Source organism: Aeromonas sp. R4-3 (assembly GCF_040908275.1).
GTDB classification, from domain to species: Bacteria; Pseudomonadota; Gammaproteobacteria; order Enterobacterales; family Aeromonadaceae; genus Aeromonas; species Aeromonas rivipollensis.
In genome coordinates, this window is record NZ_JBFODK010000029.1 from 121,752 (window position 1) to 142,857 (window position 21,106).

Annotated in this window: 20 protein-coding genes; 2 read left to right on the top strand and 18 right to left on the bottom strand. The window is 59.3% G+C overall.

Annotated features, from left to right (window positions below):
- Positions 1-212: 212 nt before the first annotated feature.
- The 16 genes from AB5Y91_RS09245 to AB5Y91_RS09320 all read right to left on the bottom strand — a co-directional run bounded on the left by AB5Y91_RS09245 (position 213) and on the right by AB5Y91_RS09320 (position 13,393).
- Positions 213-500 carry a RepB family protein gene (locus tag AB5Y91_RS09245; RefSeq protein WP_234689969.1) on the bottom strand — a complete coding sequence of 96 codons (288 nt, stop codon included), beginning with the start codon at positions 498-500 and terminating at the stop codon, positions 213-215.
- Positions 501-727: 227 nt separating this feature from the next.
- Positions 728-1,717: a site-specific integrase gene (locus AB5Y91_RS09250; protein WP_368169741.1), complete on the bottom strand. Its 990-nt coding sequence runs from the start codon at positions 1,715-1,717 to the stop codon at positions 728-730.
- Positions 1,718-2,042: 325 nt separating this feature from the next.
- Entirely contained in the window at positions 2,043-2,822 is a 780-nt protein-coding gene (locus AB5Y91_RS09255; protein WP_368169614.1) for a TatD family hydrolase, read from the bottom strand.
- An 18-nt stretch (positions 2,823-2,840) separates the two neighbouring features.
- Complete coding sequence (holB, locus tag AB5Y91_RS09260) at positions 2,841-3,788, bottom strand: DNA polymerase III subunit delta' (RefSeq protein ID WP_368169615.1); 948 nt, start codon at positions 3,786-3,788, stop codon at positions 2,841-2,843.
- Complete coding sequence (tmk, locus tag AB5Y91_RS09265; protein WP_163136680.1) at positions 3,773-4,414, bottom strand: dTMP kinase; 642 nt, start codon at positions 4,412-4,414, stop codon at positions 3,773-3,775. Before tmk ends, holB begins: the two co-directional genes overlap by 16 nt.
- Positions 4,414-5,415 carry an endolytic transglycosylase MltG gene (gene mltG, locus AB5Y91_RS09270; RefSeq protein ID WP_162520022.1) on the bottom strand — a complete coding sequence of 334 codons (1,002 nt, stop codon included), beginning with the start codon at positions 5,413-5,415 and terminating at the stop codon, positions 4,414-4,416. The genes tmk and mltG overlap by 1 nt, the downstream gene beginning before the upstream one ends.
- Positions 5,405-6,211: an aminodeoxychorismate lyase gene (gene pabC, locus AB5Y91_RS09275; protein WP_368169616.1), complete on the bottom strand. Its 807-nt coding sequence runs from the start codon at positions 6,209-6,211 to the stop codon at positions 5,405-5,407. The genes mltG and pabC overlap by 11 nt, the downstream gene beginning before the upstream one ends.
- A gap of 67 nt (positions 6,212-6,278) precedes the next feature.
- Positions 6,279-7,520 (bottom strand): beta-ketoacyl-ACP synthase II, encoded by a 1,242-nt coding sequence (gene fabF, locus AB5Y91_RS09280; protein WP_163154813.1) that lies wholly within the window; start codon positions 7,518-7,520, stop codon positions 6,279-6,281.
- An 82-nt stretch (positions 7,521-7,602) separates the two neighbouring features.
- A complete protein-coding gene (gene acpP / locus AB5Y91_RS09285; protein WP_005300909.1) occupies positions 7,603-7,839 on the bottom strand; it encodes an acyl carrier protein in 237 nt (78 codons plus the stop codon).
- Positions 7,840-7,996: 157 nt separating this feature from the next.
- A complete protein-coding gene (gene fabG, locus AB5Y91_RS09290; RefSeq protein WP_043131873.1) occupies positions 7,997-8,731 on the bottom strand; it encodes a 3-oxoacyl-ACP reductase FabG in 735 nt (244 codons plus the stop codon).
- 13 nt (positions 8,732-8,744) lie between these two features.
- Positions 8,745-9,680: an ACP S-malonyltransferase gene (fabD, locus tag AB5Y91_RS09295; protein ID WP_368169742.1), complete on the bottom strand. Its 936-nt coding sequence runs from the start codon at positions 9,678-9,680 to the stop codon at positions 8,745-8,747.
- A gap of 67 nt (positions 9,681-9,747) precedes the next feature.
- Complete coding sequence (locus AB5Y91_RS09300; RefSeq protein ID WP_139434511.1) at positions 9,748-10,707, bottom strand: beta-ketoacyl-ACP synthase III; 960 nt, start codon at positions 10,705-10,707, stop codon at positions 9,748-9,750.
- Positions 10,708-10,713: 6 nt separating this feature from the next.
- Positions 10,714-11,733, bottom strand: a complete 1,020-nt coding sequence (plsX, locus tag AB5Y91_RS09305) for a phosphate acyltransferase PlsX (protein WP_368169743.1) — start codon at positions 11,731-11,733, stop codon at positions 10,714-10,716.
- A 9-nt stretch (positions 11,734-11,742) separates the two neighbouring features.
- Positions 11,743-11,910, bottom strand: coding sequence for a 50S ribosomal protein L32 (rpmF, locus tag AB5Y91_RS09310; RefSeq protein ID WP_005300935.1), 168 nt, complete (start codon positions 11,908-11,910; stop codon positions 11,743-11,745).
- Between the two features lie 20 nt (positions 11,911-11,930).
- Positions 11,931-12,452 carry a 23S rRNA accumulation protein YceD gene (yceD, locus tag AB5Y91_RS09315; protein ID WP_025326977.1) on the bottom strand — a complete coding sequence of 174 codons (522 nt, stop codon included), beginning with the start codon at positions 12,450-12,452 and terminating at the stop codon, positions 11,931-11,933.
- A 278-nt stretch (positions 12,453-12,730) separates the two neighbouring features.
- The gene (locus AB5Y91_RS09320; RefSeq protein WP_368169617.1) at positions 12,731-13,393 is read right to left on the bottom strand and encodes an START domain-containing protein; all 663 of its coding nucleotides are present in this window, start codon (positions 13,391-13,393) and stop codon (positions 12,731-12,733) included.
- 163 nt (positions 13,394-13,556) lie between these two features.
- On the opposite strand from AB5Y91_RS09320, the gene AB5Y91_RS09325 reads away from it, so the two are divergent.
- Positions 13,557-14,138, top strand: coding sequence for a nucleoside triphosphate pyrophosphatase (locus AB5Y91_RS09325; RefSeq protein WP_368169618.1), 582 nt, complete (start codon positions 13,557-13,559; stop codon positions 14,136-14,138).
- A 130-nt stretch (positions 14,139-14,268) separates the two neighbouring features.
- Here AB5Y91_RS09325 and rluC read toward each other — a convergent pair whose 3' ends face one another.
- Positions 14,269-15,213: a 23S rRNA pseudouridine(955/2504/2580) synthase RluC gene (gene rluC, locus AB5Y91_RS09330; RefSeq protein ID WP_202619452.1), complete on the bottom strand. Its 945-nt coding sequence runs from the start codon at positions 15,211-15,213 to the stop codon at positions 14,269-14,271.
- Between the two features lie 413 nt (positions 15,214-15,626).
- On the opposite strand from rluC, the gene rne reads away from it, so the two are divergent.
- Positions 15,627-18,797, top strand: a complete 3,171-nt coding sequence (gene rne, locus AB5Y91_RS09335) for a ribonuclease E (RefSeq protein ID WP_368169619.1) — start codon at positions 15,627-15,629, stop codon at positions 18,795-18,797.
- Positions 18,798-19,455: 658 nt separating this feature from the next.
- Here rne and AB5Y91_RS09340 read toward each other — a convergent pair.
- Positions 19,456-20,928, bottom strand: coding sequence for an inorganic phosphate transporter (locus tag AB5Y91_RS09340; protein WP_106886792.1), 1,473 nt, complete (start codon positions 20,926-20,928; stop codon positions 19,456-19,458).
- Positions 20,929-21,106: the final 178 nt, after the last annotated feature.

Below are 21,106 nucleotides of genomic sequence, written 5' to 3' on the forward strand. Positions count from 1 at the left end.
GGCCATGTCAAGGACAGACACCTGTTCGAGTCTGGAAAACCCACACTCTGGTTGAACTTTTAGTCACTTCTTGAAATGCCTCGCGCCTTGTCTAAGCTTAAGGCAATCCGCATATCAATTAGCGCACGGCTCTGCAAGGAGCCAATTCCCCTATGCCAGGTACAAGGAATTCGTACCTGGCTTTTTTTATTCCCACGATTTGCTCACTCTGCTCAATCTATGGTGTCCGACCTGGATTGCTCTTCATGGTGAGCGTGCTGGTCACTGTGCTCTTCAACATATTGCGGCACCAGCTCGTGCTGATAGAGCAAGTCGATCGCCTGCTCGATGAGGGAGGCCTGGTTGTCTTCCAGATGCTGACCTAGCTCCTGCAACCGCTCGGCGTGGCGATTGCTGATCCAGCATTGCAGCCTGCTGTGGGTTTCCTGCTTGCGTTTCACGTGTTGGCGTTGCCGCTCGGCATTGTCTTGCGCCACATTCATCTTCATTTCCTGGCTCATACGACCTTGCTAAATAAGAGAGTGGAACTTGTTATCTCTCACCACTGCGCGACAGGAGATCGCTGGAATGACACTCCCCTGCAAAGGGGTGAGAGCCGCCGTCTTTGCCTGGCTCTTTTTCGCTTCATGGTACTGACGCTTCACCGGCACTGCTTCGGGGGGCGATAAATATATCATCAAATCAATCAGATGGTATTTAACATAAAAAATACCGTGACGCGGTTATCTTACAGCAAGCCTGCGAGGGCATGATCGGAGAACTTGTGCGCATCGTCGAAATACTCCTGCAGGGTACGCATGTCCTTGTGCCGTGTCACCTCGATGATCTTGTTCATGGGCTTGCCCGCGGTCACCGCCGAGGTGATGAAGCCTCGGCGCAGGCTGTGGCCACTGACATAGAGATCGTCGATGACCTGGCCGGTTCGCCGCTTGATCATCAGGTTGATGCCTTGCGGACCCAGGGGCTCTGCGGTGAGCTGCCCCCAGCGGGTCATGCGGCGAAACAGCGGCCCCTGGCTTATGCGGCTTGCTTTCAACCAGCGGCTGAGGGCGGTTACCGGGCAATAGTGCTTGCCGGGAATCAGCGCTATCTCGGTTTCATGGAGTTGATGCTTACTCGGTTTTAGGCGAAGGCGGATCCCCTGCCCCACGAAGTCGAGATCGCTCACCTCGATGCGAGCCGCCTCCGAACGGCGCAGGGCGCCGCTGAACATCAAGAGCAGCAAGGTGTGATCCCGTAGCCCCGCCAGGGTGGAGATGTCTATCTCGTCGAGCACCCGGGCCAGAGGTTGCAGGGTCAGGGCTCCCGTCTTGCGTTTGCGGTTATCACCGAGGCGTACTATGCCCCTCATCATCTCTTTTATTTCCGCATGCTCGGTCGGCATGGGATGAATGCCTTTCTGCTTGAAGGCATAACGGATACCGGCGAGCCGTCTCACCAGGGTAGCTGGTTTTCGTGGCTCCCCATTGCGCAGCTCTCCCTTCCCCTCCTCTTTATCTAGCCATACCCAGTCCGCCAATATGCCGTCGGCCTGATCCGCCAGAAAGTTCATGATGTCGTGATGACTGGTTTGCAGTGGATCCAGCCCATGCAACTGGCACCAGAATACGAAGATACGGGTATCGGCCTTATAGGCATTGAGGGTGGAATCCGCTTTTGCACTGCGTAGGAAACGCCGCGCCCGACTATTGAGCGCAGGATCGAACACAGTCTGCAATGACTGATGAGCGGGTGGTGAAATGGTTGGATAGGCCACGTAAGTCTATGATTCTATATGGAGTTTAGGAGGATCTTACAGGATCTTTCAGATCCATCAAGTATCGATAATGAATATTATCGATATTTATAGAATGTTGATTTAATGCCTCCAACCTCCCGGGATAAATAGCCTGATCACTCGATATCCGTGAAAGCGGTTAAGTAGAAGATGAATCTGAATCGGATAGCAAGTGAGAGATAACGGGATGGGTAATTGATATTGTCGTGGGTAATCAGGTTAAAGATTTTAAATAAAGAGCCCCGTCTGTCGGGGCTCTTTATGATTATTTCTTCGCCAGCTTGAATAGCTCAAAGAAATTGTGGCTGGTGGCCTCTGCCAATTCGGCCAAGGGTATCTGCCGCAGATCCGCAATAAATTGCGCGACGTCTCGCACGAAGGCGGGTTCGTTCTCCCTCCCCCGGTGAGGAACAGGGGCAAGGTAAGGAGAGTCCGTCTCGATCAGCAATCGCTCCAGTGGCAATGCCTTGACCACGTCCTGCAAGGCCGTGGCATTCTTGAAGGTGGCTATCCCCGAGATGGAGATGTAAAAGCCCATCTCCATGGCGGCCTGGGCCATCTCGAGAGATTCGGTGAAACAGTGCAGCACGCCTCCCACCTGATCGGCCCCCTCTTCACGCATGATCTGCAAGGTGTCTTGTTGGGCATCCCGGGTGTGAATGATAAGGGGTTTGTTCAGGGCACGGGCTACCCGGATATGTTCCCGGAAGGAGGCTTGCTGTACCTCCTTGTTTTCCGGCGAATAGAAGTAGTCGAGCCCGGTTTCGCCTATGGCCACCACTCTTTCATCCGCCGCCTGGGTCAGCAGCAAGGGGGCATCCACACCGGGATCCTGATTGAGGGGGTGGACGCCACAGGAGGCAAACACCTGGGGATAAGGGGCGATCGCCGCCAGCATGGTCGGGAACTGCGCCTGGGTCACGCTGACGCAGAGAAAATATCCCACATCCAGTTTCGCGGCCTTGGCCAGGACATCGGCCATGTCGGTCTGCTTGCTGCCATAGCTGAGGCGGTCGAGATGGCAATGGGAATCAACGAGTAACATAGACAACCTTGTATCTTGTCATAACCAGCGATTGAGCCAGTTCATCAGATGGATGGTGGGATTGGAGAGTTGACCCGGCTGGCAGGCGGCCTTGAGCGTCACCAACTGCTGCTCCGCCTCCAGCAATCTTTCGCTGGAGTGGCGCTCGGCCAGTTGTTCGCTGAGGGCAGTCAGATCCGGCATCGCCAGCTGATGATGGCCACAGCCCGCCTGGGTCTTGAGGGCATCGCACAGGAAGAGTTGCAACCAGTGCAACCTGATCTGACTCTCCTCCGCCAGCTGGGAACAGACACTCGCCGCCCGGGTCGGCGTCTGCGACAGGGAGACGAAGCTCTCGAGCAGCATCCGTCTGGCCCCATCTTGCTGTTCTTCGATGTAGCTCAACACACGAAGCGGTGCCCCCTGACAGATCCGCACCTGGGCCTGAGTGGCCTGATGACCCTGTTCACTCAGCCAGCGCAGTGTCTCCCCCTCAGTCGGCAGCTGACAGACATGCTTGTGACAACGGCTGAGGATGGTGGGCAGCAGGCGGGAAACCCTGGAGGCGATCAGCAGCAGCAGACTGTCGCCGGCCGGCTCTTCCAGGGTTTTCAGCAGGGCATTGGCGGCGGACTCCGTCATCCGCTCGGCATCCGGAATGATCACCACCTTGCCGCGCCCCAGCTGGGAGGTACTCTGCAGGCGGCCGCAGATCTCGCGAATCGCCTCGACCCCGATGCTCTTGCTGTCGCCACCTATGGTGCCGAGATCCGGGTGATGACCCTTGTCCAGCAGCTGGCAGGCGTGGCAGTGACCGCAGGGTTCACCGCGATCCGGTTGCTGGCAGAGGTGCAGGCGCGCCAACCGTTCTGCAAGCTGCTCCTTGCCAAGGCCGGGATCCCCGAGCAGCAGCCAGGCGTGACCCAGGCGACCGGCCTGGGCGGTCTGGCTCAGCGCCTGCCAATCCGGGATCAGCCAGGGATACATAGGCGCTCGTTCGACAGGTAATGGTCCAGTGCAGCTTCGATGGCGGCCTTAACCCGATCCGGCGTCTGGCTCGCGTCGATCACCAGTATGCTGTCATCCTTGGCCGCGAGTTCCAGGTAGCGGGCGCGGGTGCGCTCGAAGAAGCTGAGTTGCTCCAGTTCAATCCTGTCGAGCTCGCCGCGATGGCGGGCCCGCTGCAGACCGAGGGCGGGATCGATATCGAGGTAGAGGGTCAGATCCGGCTTGAAGTCGCCGAGCACCGCCTGCTTGATGGCGCCGATGAGCTGGGCATCGATGCCGCGACCGCCCCCCTGATAGGCCTGGGAGGAGAGATCATGGCGATCACCCACCACCCAGATGCCCTCGGCCAGTGCCGGCTTGATCCGGGTCTCCACGAGTTGCACCCGGGAGGCATACATCAGCAGCAATTCGGCTTCTATGGTGAGGCGCTCGTCGTGCACCTCCTTGACGATGGCGCGCATCCGCTCCGCCAGGGGGGTGCCGCCCGGTTCACGGGTGCACTCAATCCTGTCGATGCCATGGGCATGCAGATAGTCGGTCACATAGCGCACCGCGGAGCTCTTCCCTGCCCCTTCCAGTCCTTCAATCACGATAAATTTAGACATTAGGGTTTCTTCAATATGAATTCGCGAACCGCTCTATTGTGTTCATCGAGGGTCCTGGAGAAATAGTGGGCCCCGCCCCCCTTGGCGACGAAATAGAGATAGTCGGTCGACTTGGGGTTGAGCGCCGCCTCGATGGAGGCCTTGCCCGGCATGGCGATGGGGGTGGGCGGCAAGCCATCGATCACATAGGTGTTGTAGGGATTCACATCGGTAAGATCGCTGCGGCGAATGTTGCCATCGTACCTGTCCTTCACGCCGTAGATGACGGTAGGATCTGTCTGCAGCTTCATGCCAAGGCGCAGCCGATTGACGAAGACCGAGGCGATCTGCGCCCGTTCGTCCGGTTGGCCCGTCTCTTTCTCGATGATGGAAGCCATGATGAGCGCCTCATAGGGCGTCTTGTAGGGCAGATTGGCCTGCCGCTTCTCCCAGCGCTCCTGCAGGAAGGCCTTCATGTCCTGATAGGCGCGGCGCAAGATGGAGATGTCGCTGGCATGGGTGGTATAGGCGTAGGTTTCCGGCAGGAACCAACCTTCCAGCTTGCCGTTGTCGATGCCAAGCTCCTGCGCCAACTCAGTCTCGCTCTGCTCCACGGTCAGCCGCTCAAGATAAGGGGCGCTCGAGAGCTGCTTCAACCAGTCCTCGAAACGGGAACCCTCGACAAAGGTCAGGCTGAAGTGAAACTCCTTGCCGGAGGCAAACAGGGAGAGGGTCTCCTTGAGCGGGGCCCCTTCCTTGATCTCATAGGTACCCGACTTGATGGCAACCAGTTCGGGGTGGCCACGCAGCCAGAGCCGCACCGCCCAGGGGCTGGTTTCCCCCTCCCCCAGTTCGGCAATCAGGCGCGCCGCATGGGCGCCTTTTTCGACGGTAAAGAGGCGCGTCGGCCCCTTGTTGGTGAGCGTCTCCACCTGCTGCCATTTGTAATACACATAACCCCCGGCGACGGCAACGGTCAGGGCTGCCCCCGCGAGCAGGGTGTAGAGCCGATTAAACTTCAATGACCAAACGCTCCTGTAAACGGCGGATCAATACCGGGCTGGGATAATGCACATCCCCAATACTGGTGACCGGCACTATGCCCATCAGGGTATTGGTCAACCAGACTTCTTCGGCCTGCCACAGTGACTCCAGCGGTGCCTCCACGACACGCAGTTCAATGCCCATCTGTTTAAGCATCATGATCACGCGCTTGCGCATGATGCCATCTATCCCTGCGCGGGAGAGATCCGGTGTGAACACCGTCTTGCCACGACGCCAAAACAGATTCGCGCTGACTCCTTCTACCAGAAATCCACGGCTGTTCAATACTATACCTTCGACTCCACCCCGCGCGGCAAGTTCGCTTTTGAGCAGAACTTGTTCCAGACGACCCAGGGTCTTGAGCCCTGCCAGCATGGGAGCATCGCCGAGCTGTTGCTGGCAGATCAGGGCGGCGATACCGTTTTGCTGCCAGCCAAGGTAGTGGGCCGGGTATGGTGCCAGGGAGACGATGCGGGTGGGAGTATTGCATCCCGCGCCATCATAGCCACGTCCCCCGCTGCCACGGGTCAGCACTATCTTGGCGACAGCCTGAGTCTGCCCTGCTGCCAATTGCGCCACCTCGGCGGCCAGACTATCCCAGGGAAGCTCCGCAAATCCGAGTCTGGCGCAGGCATGCTGCAACCTGGCCAGGTGTGCCGGCCACCAGATCACCTGCCCCTGCTTCACCAGCATGGTGGTGAAATGGCCGTCCCCGTATGCCAGCCCTCTATCCCTGGCGGACACTGCTTCTGTCGGTATTCCATTAATCAGCAAGGGGGTCCCTCCGATAAAAAAGGCCCGATACGGTCGTATCGGGCCTTATCATTTCGCCCAAAGCGAATTATACGCGTTTGAAGATCAGGGAGCCATTGGTGCCGCCGAAACCAAACGAATTGGAGAGGGCATATTCAAACTGGCCGGGTTTGGCCACATGAGGCACCAGATCCAGATCGCACTCCTCATCCGGGTTGTCCAGGTTGATGGTGGGCGGTGCCACCTGATCGCGCAGGGCCAACACAGTGATGATCGCCTCGATGGCCCCCGCGGCACCCAGCAGGTGGCCGGTCATCGACTTGGTGGAGCTGATCATCAGGGCGCTGGCATGTTCGCCAAACACCTCTTTCATGCCACGCAGTTCGGCCACATCACCCAGCGGGGTGGAGGTGCCGTGGGCATTGATGTAACCGATCGCCTCCGGCGCTATGCCGGCATCCTTGATGGCATTCTTCATGGCGCGAGCGCCACCGTTGCCATCAGAGGGAGGCGCCGTCATGTGGTAGGCGTCGCCGCTCATGCCAAAGCCAACCAGCTCGGCATAGATCTTGGCGCCACGGGCCTTGGCGTGTTCGTACTCTTCCAGCACCAGTACCCCGGCGCCATCACCCAGCACGAAACCATCGCGATCCTTGTCCCAGGGACGGCTCGCCTTTTGCGGTTCGTCATTGCGGGTAGAGAGCGCCTTGGCCGCCGCAAAGCCACCCATCCCCATGGGAGTGGAGGCTTTCTCGGTGCCGCCGGCGACCATCACGTCTGCATCACCGTAGGCGATCATCCGGCCAGCCATGCCGATGGCGTGGGTGCCCGTGGTGCAGGCCGTGGTCACGGCGATGTTCGGGCCCTGCAGCCCCTTCATGATGGAGAGATGACCGGACACCATATTGATGATGGTGGATGGCACGAAGAAGGGGCTAAGCTTGCGCGGGCCGCCGTTGATCAGGCTGCTGTGGTTCTGCTCGATGAGACCCAGGCCGCCGATGCCGGAGCCGATGGCCACGCCGACCCGCTCCGCATTCTCTTCGTTGATGACGAGGCCGGAATCATCCAGTGCCTGCACCCCCGCCGCCACGCCATACTGGATGAAGAGATCCATCTTGCGGGCTTCTTTGCGGTTGATGCCGTATTGTTCGGGATCGAACTCTTTGACCAGGCCTGCGAAACGGGTCGCAAACTCGCTGGCATCAAAGTGATCGATGAGAGAAATGCCGCTCTGCCCGTTGAGCAGGGCTTGCCAGCTGGATTCGGCAGTATTGCCCACAGGGGAAAGCATCCCCAGGCCGGTTACCACGACTCTGCGTTTTGACACTGAGCTAGTCTCCGAGAGGTATTTTGAAAGGGAGTAAACATAAAAGAAGCGGCCCTTGGGCCGCTTCTTTCAGAACAGGAACTTATTCCTGATTAGCGGTGATGTAGTCGATAGCCGCTTGAACAGTGGTGATCTTCTCGGCTTCTTCATCAGGAATTTCGGTATCGAATTCTTCTTCCAGCGCCATTACCAGTTCAACGGTATCCAAAGAGTCAGCGCCCAGGTCGTCGACGAAGGAGGCAGCGTTCTTGACGTCTTCCTCTTTAACACCCAGTTGTTCGATGATGATTTTCTTTACGCGTTCTTCGATGTTGCTCATGACCTGAATTTTCCTTTAAAAATACGCTATTGCGTCTGGTTGGGGTAGTGTATTCAATTGACGTGAGTTTGCAAGTGACTTGCCGCTGGTCAAACCACGAAATTCGCCAAACTTCGGCGTATTATCGCAAATTTGAACAGATCTCACGACAAATTGATTACACCATGTACATCCCGCCATTAACATGCAGGGTTTCGCCGGTGATATAGGCAGCGTCGTCAGACGCCAAGAATACCACAGCGGCAGCAATTTCTTTCGGATCACCCAAACGGGCGGCAGGCACCTGATTCATGATGCCGGCACGCTGTTCTTCATTGAGCGCCTTGGTCATGTCGGTTTCGATGAAACCGGGGGCCACCGCATTCACCGTGATGCCACGGGAAGCCACTTCACGGGCCAATGACTTGGTAAAGCCCACCAGGCCCGCCTTGGCGGCAGCATAGTTGACCTGACCGGCGTTGCCCATGGTACCGACCACGGAGCCGATGCTGATGATGCGACCATGGCGCTTCTTCATCATGGCACGCAACACCGGCTTGCTCAGACGGTACAGGGAGGTGAGATTGGTGTCGATTATCTCGTTCCACTCGTCATCCTTCATCCGCATCAACAGGTTATCGCGGGTGATGCCGGCGTTGTTGATGAGGATGTCGATGTCGCCAAAGCGTGCCTTGATGGCGGCAAAGACGGTTTCGATGGATTCCTGGCTGGTCACGTTCAGTGCCATGCCGCAGCCCTGCTCGCCCAGATAGGCGCTGATGGCCTCGGCACCGCTCTCGCTGGTCGCGGTTCCCACCACTTTCGCGCCACGGGCCGCAAAAGTTTCGGCAATCGCACGGCCTATGCCACGGCTGGCGCCGGTGACCAGCACAACTTTATCGGTAAAACTCATGACTTGCTCCTGTTTATTTGACTTGGGCCAGCGCCTGCTCGAAAGAGGCGGCATCGTTGGCGTGAATGCCTTCCACGCGCGGGTCGATGCGCTTGGCCAGCCCGGTCAACACCTTGCCCGGTCCCATCTCGATCTCGAGGGTGACGCCGTCGTTTGCCATCCGCTCTACCGTCTCGGTCCAACGGACCGGGCTGAACAGCTGACGCACCAAGGCTTGCTTGATGGTGGCCGGATCCTGTTCACAGGACACGTCGACATTATTGATGACTGCGATGGTTGGAACCTTGATCTCGATCCCATCCAGCGCGGCGGCCAGTTTTTCGGCGGCGGGTTTCATCAGGGCGCAGTGGGACGGCACTGAGACCGGCAGCGGCAGTGCACGCTTGGCGCCGGACTCTTTCATCAGCACGTTGGCGCGCTCGACCGCTTCCTTGTGACCGGCGATGACCACCTGGCCCGGGGAGTTGAAGTTGACCGGAGAGACCACCTGGCCTTGCGCCGCTTTCTCGCAGTTGGCGGCGATGGAGTCGTTGTCCAGACCGATGATGGCGGCCATGGCACCTGTGCCTTCCGGCACGGCTTCCTGCATGGCCAGACCACGCAGTTCAACCAGCTTGACCGCATCGGCAAACGCCAGGGCACCGCTGCACACCAGGGCGGAATATTCGCCCAGGCTGTGACCGGCCATGACGGCGGGGGTTGCCCCGCCCTGCTGTTGCCACAGGCGCCACAGGGCAACGGATGCAGTCAGCAGTGCCGGCTGGGTGCGCCAGGTCTTGTTCAGATCCTCGGCGGGACCATTCAGCACCAGGGCACACAGGTCATAGCCCAGCACCTGGCTCGCCTCGGCGAAGGTCTCTTTAATCACGGCGTGTTGCTCGGCGAGTTCCGCCAGCATGCCGACGCTCTGGGAGCCTTGTCCCGGGAAGGCAATGGCAAATCGGGTCATCATGGATTCCTTTAAGGTAAGACGAAATCGGTAAGCGGGCGCCCGAGACTCGCGGCGCCGCTTGGTATCAGAGGCGAACCAGCGCCGAGCCCCAGGCAAAACCGCCGCCGAAGGCTTCCAGCAATACTAGCTGGCCCGGTTTGATACGGCCGTCACGTACCCCTTCATCGAAGGCGATGGGCACGGAGGCGGCGGAGGTGTTGCCGTGGCGATCCAGGGTCAGGATCACCTTGTCTAGCCCCATGCCGAGTTTCTTGGCGGTGGCGTTGATGATACGGAAATTGGCTTGATGCGGGACCAGCCAGTCCAGCTCGCTCGGAGCTATGTTGGCGGCAGCCAGGGTCTCGGTCACGATCTCGCTCAGGCGCGTCACCGCAACCTTGAAGACATCGTTGCCCTTCATATACATGTAGGCTTCGAGCTCGGCACCCGGCATGCCACGACGAGGCTGCGGCAACTTGAGCAGTTCGCCATAACGGCCGTCGGCATGCAGGTGGGTGGAGAGGATACCGGGGGTCTCGCTCGCCCCGATCACCACGGCACCGGCTCCATCCCCGAACAGTATGATGGTGCCCCTGTCTTCCGGATCGCACATGCGAGAGAGCACGTCGGCACCGACTACCAGGACATGGCGAGCGGCACCGGACTTGACGAACTGATCGGCAATGGAGAGCGCATAGGTGAAACCGGCGCAGGCCGCCGCCACGTCAAAGGCCGGGATCCCCGGTACCTCGAGCAGCCCCTGCAGTTCGCAGGCCGCGGCCGGGAAGGCGTTCTCGGCGCTGGTGGTCGCCAGCACTATCATGTCCAGATCGGCAGCGGTCAGGCCCGCGGCATCCAGCGCCCGCAAGGCCGCCTGATGAGACAGGGTCGCGACGCTCTCGTCGCTCCCGGCGATGCGGCGTTCACGGATCCCGGTACGTTCCACGATCCACTCGTCACTGGTTTCAACCATCTGCTCAAGATCGGCGTTGGTACGAACCGAACTCGGCAGATAACTGCCAGTACCCAGAATTTTGCTATGCATAGAGTTTTATAAATCCCTGTCGGAAAAGACAGATTCAAGGCGATCTGCAATTTGCAATGGAAGTTGGTGTTTGGCTTCTTGTGCGGCCAGCAGAATCGCATGACACAGAGCGCGGCGCTCGGCCCGCCCATGGCTTTTTACCACAATGCCGCGCAATCCTAACAGACTCGCGCCATTATACTGGTCGGGGTTCAGGTAAGAAAAACGCCGTTTGAACATAAATCCGGCGAGTCGACCAAGAAAACTGCGTTTTTTGCGAGGATATCCGGCCAGTTCGGCCATCATCCGCACCACGCCCTCTGCGGTCTTGAGCGCCACATTGCCGACGAAACCGTCACAGACGATGACGTCGCTGTCACCGCTGAAGATCCTGTCCCCCTCGATGAAACCGACAAAATTGAGTGCGGCGCACTGGCGCAACAACTCGGCGCTGTGGCGTACCAGGTCATTGCCCTTGATCTCCTCCTCCCCCACGTTGAGCAGCGCCACCCGGGGGGACGCTATCCCCTCGACCTGCTCGGCCACCACTGAGCCCATCACCGCAAATTGCAGCAAGGTGTCCGCATCGCAGCTCACGTTCGCCCCCAGATCCAGCATCACGGTACGCTTGCCGCTCAGTGTCGGCAGCGCCTTGATGAGGGCGGGTCTGTCGACCCCCGGCAGGGATTTGAGCACGCATTTGGCCATGGCCATCAGGGCGCCGGTATTGCCGGCACTGACGCAGGCATCGGCCTCACCGGCTTTTACCAGATTGAGCACAATCCGCATGGAGGAGTCTTTCAGGGTACGCAGCGCCACGATCGGCTTTTCGCCCATGCCCACGACCTGGGATGCATGTACGAGACGAACGCGGGGATGATTCAGCAAGCCATGTTGCTGCAACAGAGGGGCGATCAGGTGTTGGTCACCGACCAGAACAAGATTTAGTTGAGGCAGAAGAGACAGTGCCTGCACGGCGGCAGGCACTGTTTCAGAGGGGCCAAAATCTCCCCCCATTATGTCTAGCGCGACAGTTTGCGTAGACAAAGGCAATCCTTAAGCGATTACCTTTTTACCGCGGTAGAAACCATCGGCAGTCACGTGGTGACGACGATGAATTTCGCCACTGGTCTGATCAACAGTCAGGGCTGCAGTGGTCAGCGCATCGTGGGAACGACGCATGCCACGCTTGGCGCGGGTTTTACGGTTCTGTTGTACGGCCATGGTAGGCTAACTCCTAAAATTCACTTACGTTTGAGCTCTTCAAGAACTGCAAAGGGATTCGGCCGCTCATCAGCAGGCTCGATGTCACCCCAAGTCATTTCCATGTTTCCTCTGGGGCAGACATCCATGGGATGCATGGCCACCTGAGGCAACGAGAGGATGAGTTCATCCTCCAGGATTTGATGAAGATCTATCTCGCCGTTTTCGTCCAACTCAATGGGCTCATAAGCTTCCGGCAGCTCTTCCTCGTTTGTTCTCTCGAACAGCGGAGTGTAAATAAAACTAGCTTCACAAAGGTGCTCGAAAGCCTCTCCACAACGCTGGCAAACCAGGTCAACCTTGGCATGGGCAGTGCCTTTCATAACGGTCAACTTCTGGACATCTTTGCCAAACTGCAGAGTGACGTCCACATCACTTCGCAAGCCTTCGGTTGATGCTTCCAGTCTGGGCATCTGCGACTTTTCCACTATCCCGACATAATCGAGTAGCTTCAAGGCATTACGGACTGGATCAACCTTAACGGGCAACTTCACCTTTTGCATAGGGCGCGAATATTATAGGTCCAACAAGGGATAGTCAAAGGAAAAAGTCCTTACCGCCGATGATTTTACCTGCACAAGCCCCTGCATGGAGGAACTTGTGTTCATCGGTGGCCGATTATGCCATAAACCGCGGGATCCCGCACAGGATCCTGTGCGGCCATCCCCCTTGGCCAGGATCTCGGGGTTAGTGAGCCCTTTATGCCGTTGCACGCCCCTTCCCCATCAAGCAACCCACTCACCAGGCACCCGGCTTGGCGGTCCGTTCCCGAGAGCCACCATTATCGGATTCGGGGCGCGGCAGGGCAGCCCCCACCATCGAGCAACAGTTGTCGAGGCGCGGCTCCGGGTTGGGCCTCCATCAACCGGCGTATGGCCTGAAAACTGCCCAGCGCCGCCTTGATGGTCATCGAATTGACCAGCCAGCCCGGCAAATGGCTGCCCGGGTTGGTATAGCTTTCGAGCTTGATCAGGGTGCTGCCATCGGGTTGTGGCAACGCCTCCCAGCGACCGGCACTCTCCCGGATCCGGTACAGACCCGGGCGGGGTGCCAGGGCGTCCGGCTCGGCCCATACCTCCAGCACCAGCGCACAGTCGGCCCGCCTGATCAGATGCGAACGGGTGATGAGCTCCCTGTCCTGCACCGGCCAAGGGGACGCCAATCGGGTGTAAACCAGATCGTCATCCGGGCCGGATTTTGCCAGCAGCCGCACCTCGCGACTGGATGGCAGCCACTCCCGATGGCGCGCGGTGTCTCTCAGCACGGTCATCAACGCCATGGGATCCGCCTTGACCCGCATCTCCAGGCGCAAGGCAAGGAAGGGGGATGGTGGGCGGGCCTGGGTCCAGAGCTGTACGCCGCCCTCCCCCTTCTCGGGCTGCCACTCCTGCCCCCAGCTCGCGAGGGAGAGCAGCATCAGGGCCAGCACACCGTATCTTGTCATGTCGCACTCCTGCCGCATCAACTGGGGTTACGCCGTTTTCGGGCCGCCAGCATGCATGTTGCTGTAAACCAACGCCGGCGTGCTGGTGTTCGGGGTAGTTTGCGTGAGCCTTCTGCCACAGTTAGAATCAACCAATTGATTTATAAATGGATATCATCAACAGATGCACACGCCCCTGATCCTCGCCTCCACTTCCCGTTATCGCAAGGCGCTGCTGGAAAAACTCGGCCTGCCGTTCCAATGTGCCTCCCCCGAGGTCGATGAAGCCCCGCTGGCCGGGGAGTCGGCCGAGGCACTGGTCAGCCGCCTGGCCCATGCCAAGGCGAGCGCCATTGCCCGCCAACATGATCAGGGGTTGATCATAGGCTCGGATCAGGTGTGTGTCTGTGACGGGCGCATCCTCGGCAAGCCGGGCACTGTGGATAACGCGGTGGCGCAGCTGATGATGGCCCAGGGCAAGAGCGTCACCTTTTATACCGGCCTGTGCGTACTCAATGCCGCAAACGGCCGGGCCGAGCAGCTCGTGGAGCCCTTCACCGTGCATTTTCGCTTCCTGGATGAGGCAGCCCTGCGCCGTTATGTGATGGCGGAACTGCCCCTCGATTGCGCCGGCAGCTTCAAGTGTGAGGGCATGGGGATCATGTTGTTCAAGGGGCTGGAAGGCCGGGATCCCAACACCCTGATCGGCCTGCCCCTCATCGGCCTGATCGAATTGCTCGCGCGCCACGGCCTCAATCTGCCTTGAGCCTGAGCAAGCCATAGAGACAACAATGGGAGCCCTTGGCTCCCATTGTTGTCTTGGTGTTCATCAACTCAGGCGACGATCCGCCCCACCGAATCCATCAGGGTGAAAATGGCGAGTCGGATGCGCTGCATCAGCGTGCCAGCTTGTTCAGGAAAGCATCGAGCTCGGGGGCGAGCGGCGCCTCCACCTGCATCTCGCGATCATCCGCCGGATGGGTGAAGCTCAGCTTCCAGGCGTGCAAGAAAAGCCGCTTGAGCCCCAGGGTCCGCATCTTCTCATCAAAGGCCGCCTCACCGTATTTGTCATCACAGGCGATGGGGTGACCAGCGTGCTGAGTATGAACCCGGATCTGGTGGGTGCGACCTGTGATCGGGCTGCACTCTACCAGGGTGGCTTCGGCAAATTGACGGGCAATCCGGAAACGGGTCTCGGAGGGCTTGCCGTCACTGCTGACCCGCACCACACGCTCGCCGGATTGCAGATCGTTCTTGCGCAGCGGCGCATTGACCACCTTGACGTGGGACTGCCACTGACCGCGCACCAACGCCAGGTATTGCTTGCGCATTGTCTTGACACGCAGCTGCTCGTGCAGGCTGCGCAGGGCACTGCGCTTCTTGGCGACCAGCAGCACGCCGGAAGTGTCACGGTCGAGTCTGTGCACCAGCTCCAGGAAGCGGGCTTCCGGGCGCAGGGCGCGCAGTCCCTCGATGACGCCAAAGCTCAAGCCGCTGCCGCCGTGCACCGCCATGCCGGACGGCTTGTTCAGCACTATCATGGCCTCGTCTTCAAACAGGATCTGGCTCTCCAGACGCTGGATGCTGCCGAGGTTGGCAGAGGGCAATTCGTTCTTCTCGGCCACGCGCACGGGGGGCACCCGCACCTCGTCGCCTGCGCAGAGTTTGTATTCCGGTTTGATGCGTTTCTTGTTGACGCGCACCTCTCCTTTACGAAGGATGCGATAGATCAGGCTCTTGGGGACGCCCTTTAACTGAGTCTTGAGAAAATTGTCGATGCGCTGCCCTTCATGCTCAGCTTCGATGGTGAGCAGCTGCACTTGTTGATGTATCTGTGTCATGGCACGGATTTTAACACCGCCGGCAGCCCTTGGCTGCATGCTTTGTTAAAAAATGGCGTCTTGCTATAAAAGTGGTTTAAATGGGATAATAAACAAGGTTTTGTCATTGTGTTCAAGCCTTGTACTAAGTGGCCAAAAAGTATGCCACCCAATCCCGAAACACCGTGTATACAAGAACATGACGGTTCCCGGGTGCGAGGTACAACGCATGGAGAACGCAAACAGAACCGATTTAATTGTCTCCACACCGGTATCCTTAATTCATGCCTTCTCGAGAAGGCTGAACCAGAGTGCCCTTAGTTTGCGCCTCATGCATGTCCCAACCGGGAGGTTGCCCAAGCATGCTGAAGACCCGAGGCCGGCACCGGCAGGATCCTGTGGAGGAATCAAAATGACAAAATAATGAGAACTCAATGAAAAGAATGCTAATCAACGCGACTCAGGAAGAGGAGTTGCGCGTAGCGCTGGTTGACGGACAACAGCTCTACGATTTGGATATTGAAAGTCCGGGACACGAGCAGAAGAAAGCGAACATTTACAAGGGTAAAATCACCCGCGTAGAACCCAGTCTTGAAGCTGCTTTTGTTGACTATGGCGCCGAGCGCCACGGTTTCCTGCCGTTAAAGGAAATCGCCCGCAATTACTTCCCCTCCGGTTACTCCTATCAGGGTCGTCCCAACATCAAAGAAGTGGTCCGCGAAGGCCAGGAAGTGATCGTCCAGATTGACAAGGAAGAGCGTGGCACCAAGGGTGCGGCCCTCACCACCTTCATCAGTCTGGCCGGCAGCTACCTGGTGCTGATGCCGAACAACCCCCGTGCTGGCGGTATTTCCCGTCGTATCGAGGGTGACGAGCGGACCGAGTTGAAAGAAGCCCTGAGCGGACTGACAGTGCCAGACGGCATGGGCCTCATCGTGCGTACCGCCGGTGTGGGCAAATCCCCGGAAGAGCTGGAATGGGATCTGAACGTCCTGCTCAACCACTGGGACTCCATCCACAAGGCATCACAGAATCGCTCCGCGCCCGTGCTCATCCACCAGGAGAGCAACGTCATAGTGCGCGCCATTCGTGACTATCTGCGTCGCGATGTGGGCGAGATACTGATCGACAATCCGGTCATCTTCGAGCGTGCCAAGTCGCACATCGAGCTGGTTCGCCCCGATTTCCTCAATCGTGTGAAGCTGTACAAGGGTGATGTCGCCCTGTTCAACCACTTCCAGATCGAGAGCCAAATCGAGTCTGCCTTCCAGCGTGAAGTGCGCCTGCCCTCCGGCGGCAGCATCGTCATCGATCCGACCGAAGCGCTGACCTCCATCGATATCAACTCCTCCCGCGCCACCAAGGGCGGCGATATCGAAGAGACGGCGCTGCAGACCAACCTGGAAGCAGCCGACGAAATTGCCCGTCAATTGCGTCTGCGCGATCTGGGTGGCCTGATCGTCATCGACTTCATCGACATGACCCCGGTTCGCCATCAACGCGAAGTGGAAAACCGTCTGCGTGAAGCTGTCCATCAAGACAGGGCACGCATCCAGCTGGGCCGGATCTCCCGTTTCGGTCTGCTGGAGATGTCTCGCCAGCGTCTGCGTCCCTCCCTCAACGAGTCCAGCAGCCACATCTGCCCCCGTTGCCAGGGTCAGGGTGTCATCCGTGACAATGAATCTCTCGCCCTGTCCATCCTGCGTCTCATCGAAGAAGAGGCCATGAAGGACAACACTGAGCAGGTTCACGGCCAGGTGCCGGTCGATGTTGCCGCCTATCTGCTTAACGAGAAGCGTGCCTCCATCGCCAGTCTGGAACAGCGCAATGATGTCCGTGTTTACATCATTCCGAACCAGCATCTGGAAACCCCGCACTACGAAGTGACCCGCATCCGTCAGAACGAGATCCCGGAAGCGGCAAGCTACGAGCTGAAAACCGAGATTGCCAAGCCGGTCTACCAGCCCAAGCAAGCTCAGGTCATCGAGCGTGAGCAGCCGCTGCTGCAAGGCTTCGTCCAGGCACCTCAACCGGCTGCCCCTGTTGCCGCCCCGGCCCCCGTCGCAGCACCTGCACCGGTCGCCGCCGAAGCGGGTCTGTTTGGCAAGCTGTTCAAGGCTATCTCCGGTCTGTTCGGCTCAGACGCAGCCCCGGCTGAAGCGAAAGCTGCTGCCGAGAAGCCGGCCGCACAACGGGAAGCGCGCAAGGATGAGGGTCACCGTCATCAACGTGACGAAACCCGCAGCCGTGGCCAGCGTGGTCGTCGCGATGACAACCGCAGCAACCGCAACCCGGCCGACGCCGGCGAGAAGCGTGAAGGCGCCGCCAACCGCGAGGGTGGCGAGAGCCGCAACCGTCGTCCGCGTAAAGAGCGTGAGCCCCGTCAGGAGCGTGAACCCCGTGGTGAAGTGCGCAGCGAACAGCGCATGGAACGTGAGCCCCGCGAAGCACGCAACGAGCCTCGTGCGGACCGCGAACCCCGTGAGCCCCGTCAGGAACGTGAACCCCGCGCCCCGCGCCCGGCTCGCGAACCCCGTGCTCCGCGCGAGCCCCGTGCCGAGGTCGTGGTTGAAGCGGTAGAAACCGTCGAGACTGCCGCCGTCAGCGCCGAGCCGCGTCAGGAAAAAGAGCAGAAAGTGGCCGAGCGCCGCGAACGTCGCCAGCTGCGCAAGCAGGTTCGGGTCGATGTCGCCGCCACCGACACCCCTGCCCTGCCGGTAGACGAGCAGGCCCATGATCTGGTCGAGACTGCGGCCGTGGTCGGTGAGCAAGAGGAGCAGACCGACGGTCAGCGCCGCTCTCGCCGTACTCCGCGCAGTCAGCGGATCGAAGGCCAGCGTCGCAAGCGCATCAACGAAGATGCCCGTGGCCAGCGTGATGATGAACATCAGGCCGAAGTACAACTGACCACAGCCGCCCAGGCGGATGCTGCTCAGGTTAAGGTGGAAGAGCCCGCCGTGCCTGTCATCACCATCCCGAGTGCCGAGGCCGTTGCCGCCGCGCTGCAAGCCTCTGCCGCCCTGACCGAGCACGTGGTCGCCGAAGCCGTGGCCGAAGAGGCCCATGAGCGGGCTCAAGCGGCTGTGGCCGAGGTAGCCGCCCCTGTGGTCGCCGAGGTGGTTGAAGCACCCGTTGCAATCGAAGCGGCTCCTGCCGCCGTCGAGCCGGCCCCGGTAGCCATCGAAGCAGCTCCTGTCGCTGCCGAACCGGTGGCCGAGGTGGTTATCGAGGAAGCTCCGGTCGTGGTCGAGGCCAGCATCGCTGACCAGGCTGTGGTAGAAGCCGCCCCGGTTGTGGTGGAACCGGCTCCTGCCCTGCAAGCCGAGGAAGTGATTCCTGCCGCCGAGCCTGTCGCCCCTGTGGTTTCACAGCCCGAGCCTGTCGTCGCCCCGGCCACCAAGCCGGTTGCCAAAGGCGCTGGCGTACTGGCCCGTGCCCGCAAGGCTTCTGCGCCCATGGCAACGCCGGCAGCAGTGCCCGCCCCGGCCCCCCGTGAGCCGGTTGAGCAGGCCCCGCTGGAGCGTAGCGAAGTCGCGAGCTCAGGCCGCCACGGTGGCAGCACAGCCGCCGTCAATGTAGCAACCAGCCCGGCGGGTCGTCCCTGATCCCCTAGCTTGTCTGGTCTGATAAAAGAGCCACACCTTGTGTGGCTCTTTTTTTGCCTGACAGTTGGGTCAGCCCCTCAATCCCCTGTCCGATCCCTCTCCTCTTCTTTATCATCTGCAGGGACATAAACGACATGCCCACGACAGACTAGGGAACCGGCACTCTCTGTCAGCCTCTCCTCTATCTTGCCTTGCCACAATTAGCCCCCAGGAACCATGCCTGGGAGCGTCGCCCTTGCTCCCGCCCTACAGGCCCTCTTGCTTATCGTGAAAAGCTCAGCCCGTCACGGGACAAACAAGGCGTCCGCAACACGGCCAGGAATCATGGCCAGTCACACCGGCGCAGAGCGTCACTAGCGGGGCTGGATTCAAGGAATGAAGGGCGAGAGCTGAAGCCCTGATGAGAGGGTGAGACGATGGCTTAGTAGCCTCTGCCCCTGACAGGCGGGATGGGCTGCGGTCAGGCTTCTCTGCTGACAAGGGGGTTGAATGAGGAAGATGCAGGCTGGCGGAATCTATCAGTTAATGAACATACTTGTTTGATGGCATATAAGACGTGTTTCTACCGGTTGCCGCGCATGACGGCTAGCAGCGGCCTGATCCCAGCCATGAAAAAAGGGCCCGCAGGCCCTTTGTCATTGATGTTATGCGTTGGCTGTCAGCCACCAAACAGATTGTTGCTGATCAGGAAGAGTCCACCGGAGAGCAGCATGGTAAGCGGCAGGGTCAGGACCCAGGCCAGCAAGATGGTCTTGATGGTCTGGCTCTGCAGGCCCGACTTGTTCGCCACCATGGTCCCCGCCACCGCGGAAGAGAGGATATGGGTGGTGGATACCGGCATGCCGGTCATGCTGGCCACCCCGATGGAGGCAGCAGCCGTGATCTGGGCGGCAATGCCTTGGCTGTAGGTCATGCCGGAAGAGCCTATCTTCTCGCCCACTGTGTAGACGATACGACGCCAGCCCACCATGGTGCCGCAACCCAGCGCCAGCGCGATGGAGACGATGACCCAGGTCGGCGCGTATTCGGCCGTGGCGGTCAGGTCCTTCCGCCATTTGGCGAGATCGGTCAGCTCCTTGGCCGGCAGCGGCAGCTTGGAGACCTTGCGGGCAGTGTCGTCGATACAGAGCAGCAGACGGCGCACCTCGCGGCGATCGGTCAGGCTCATCTGCTCGTAGGTACGCACCTGGCCCAGACGGTTGTCCAGGGTGGCCATGGCCTCGAGGGCCTCACCGGCCTCGCAATGAGTCATCAACTCTTCCTGGGCATGGGCAGGAACGCTGAAGTTCACGACAGTGGACACCTGCTCCTGGTTGCGCTGGTAGATCTCCATGATGCGCTGGTTGGCATCCTGGGTTCTGTCCAGATCGTAGGAGCGGCTGTTCATGTCCAGTGCGAAGTAGGCGGGCGCCATGCAGATCAGCACCAGCATCACCAGACCTATGCCCTTCTGGCCATCGTTGGAGCCGTGTACGAAGCTCACCCCCATGGCAGAACAAATCAAGGTCACACGAGCCCAGAACGGCGGATGCTTCTTGCCGTCCACCAGCAGTCGCTCTTCCGGGGTTTTGTGGATCTTGCTGCCAAGCCAGACTCGCTTCATCGCGAACAGCAGCAAGGCGGCAATGATGAAGCCCACGGTGGGAGAGATGATGAGGGAGAGCATGATGTCGATGGCTTTGCCGACGTTGATGCCCTCATTCAGAGGTTGATCGCTGATCAGGGCATAGGCACCGCCTACCCCCAGAATGGAGCCGATCAGCGTGTGAGAGCTGGACGCCGGGATGCCGAAGTACCAGGTTCCCAGGTTCCAGACAATGGCTGAAAACAGCAGGGAGAACACCATGATCAGACCCTGGGTCGAATCCATGCCGAGCAGCAGATCGATGGGCAACAGATGGACAATGGCATAGGCCACCCCCAATCCCCCCATCATGACCCCGGCAAAGTTGAACAGGCCGGAAGCCACTACCGCGGTGTGCGCGGGCATGGCCTTGGTATAGATAACCGTTGCTACCGCGTTGGCGGTATCGTGAAAGCCATTGATGAACTCATAGGCCAGCACAAAAAAAACGGCCAATACCAAACCTATTGACCACCACAAACCCAAACCACTAAACATTTCAAACATAAAAACGAACCTGTTTATGAGTTGCGGCGGATTATGCCAGAAGGCTCGGTGCGCCATACCCGTTGTTGAAATATTTCAGTAAGAAAAAAAAAGGGCATTCCGTCAGAAAATGTCTTAGGCCCTGCTGGAATGGGGCTTGTCATGGATTAATTAAAGCCCGTTTACACCTCATGGGCAG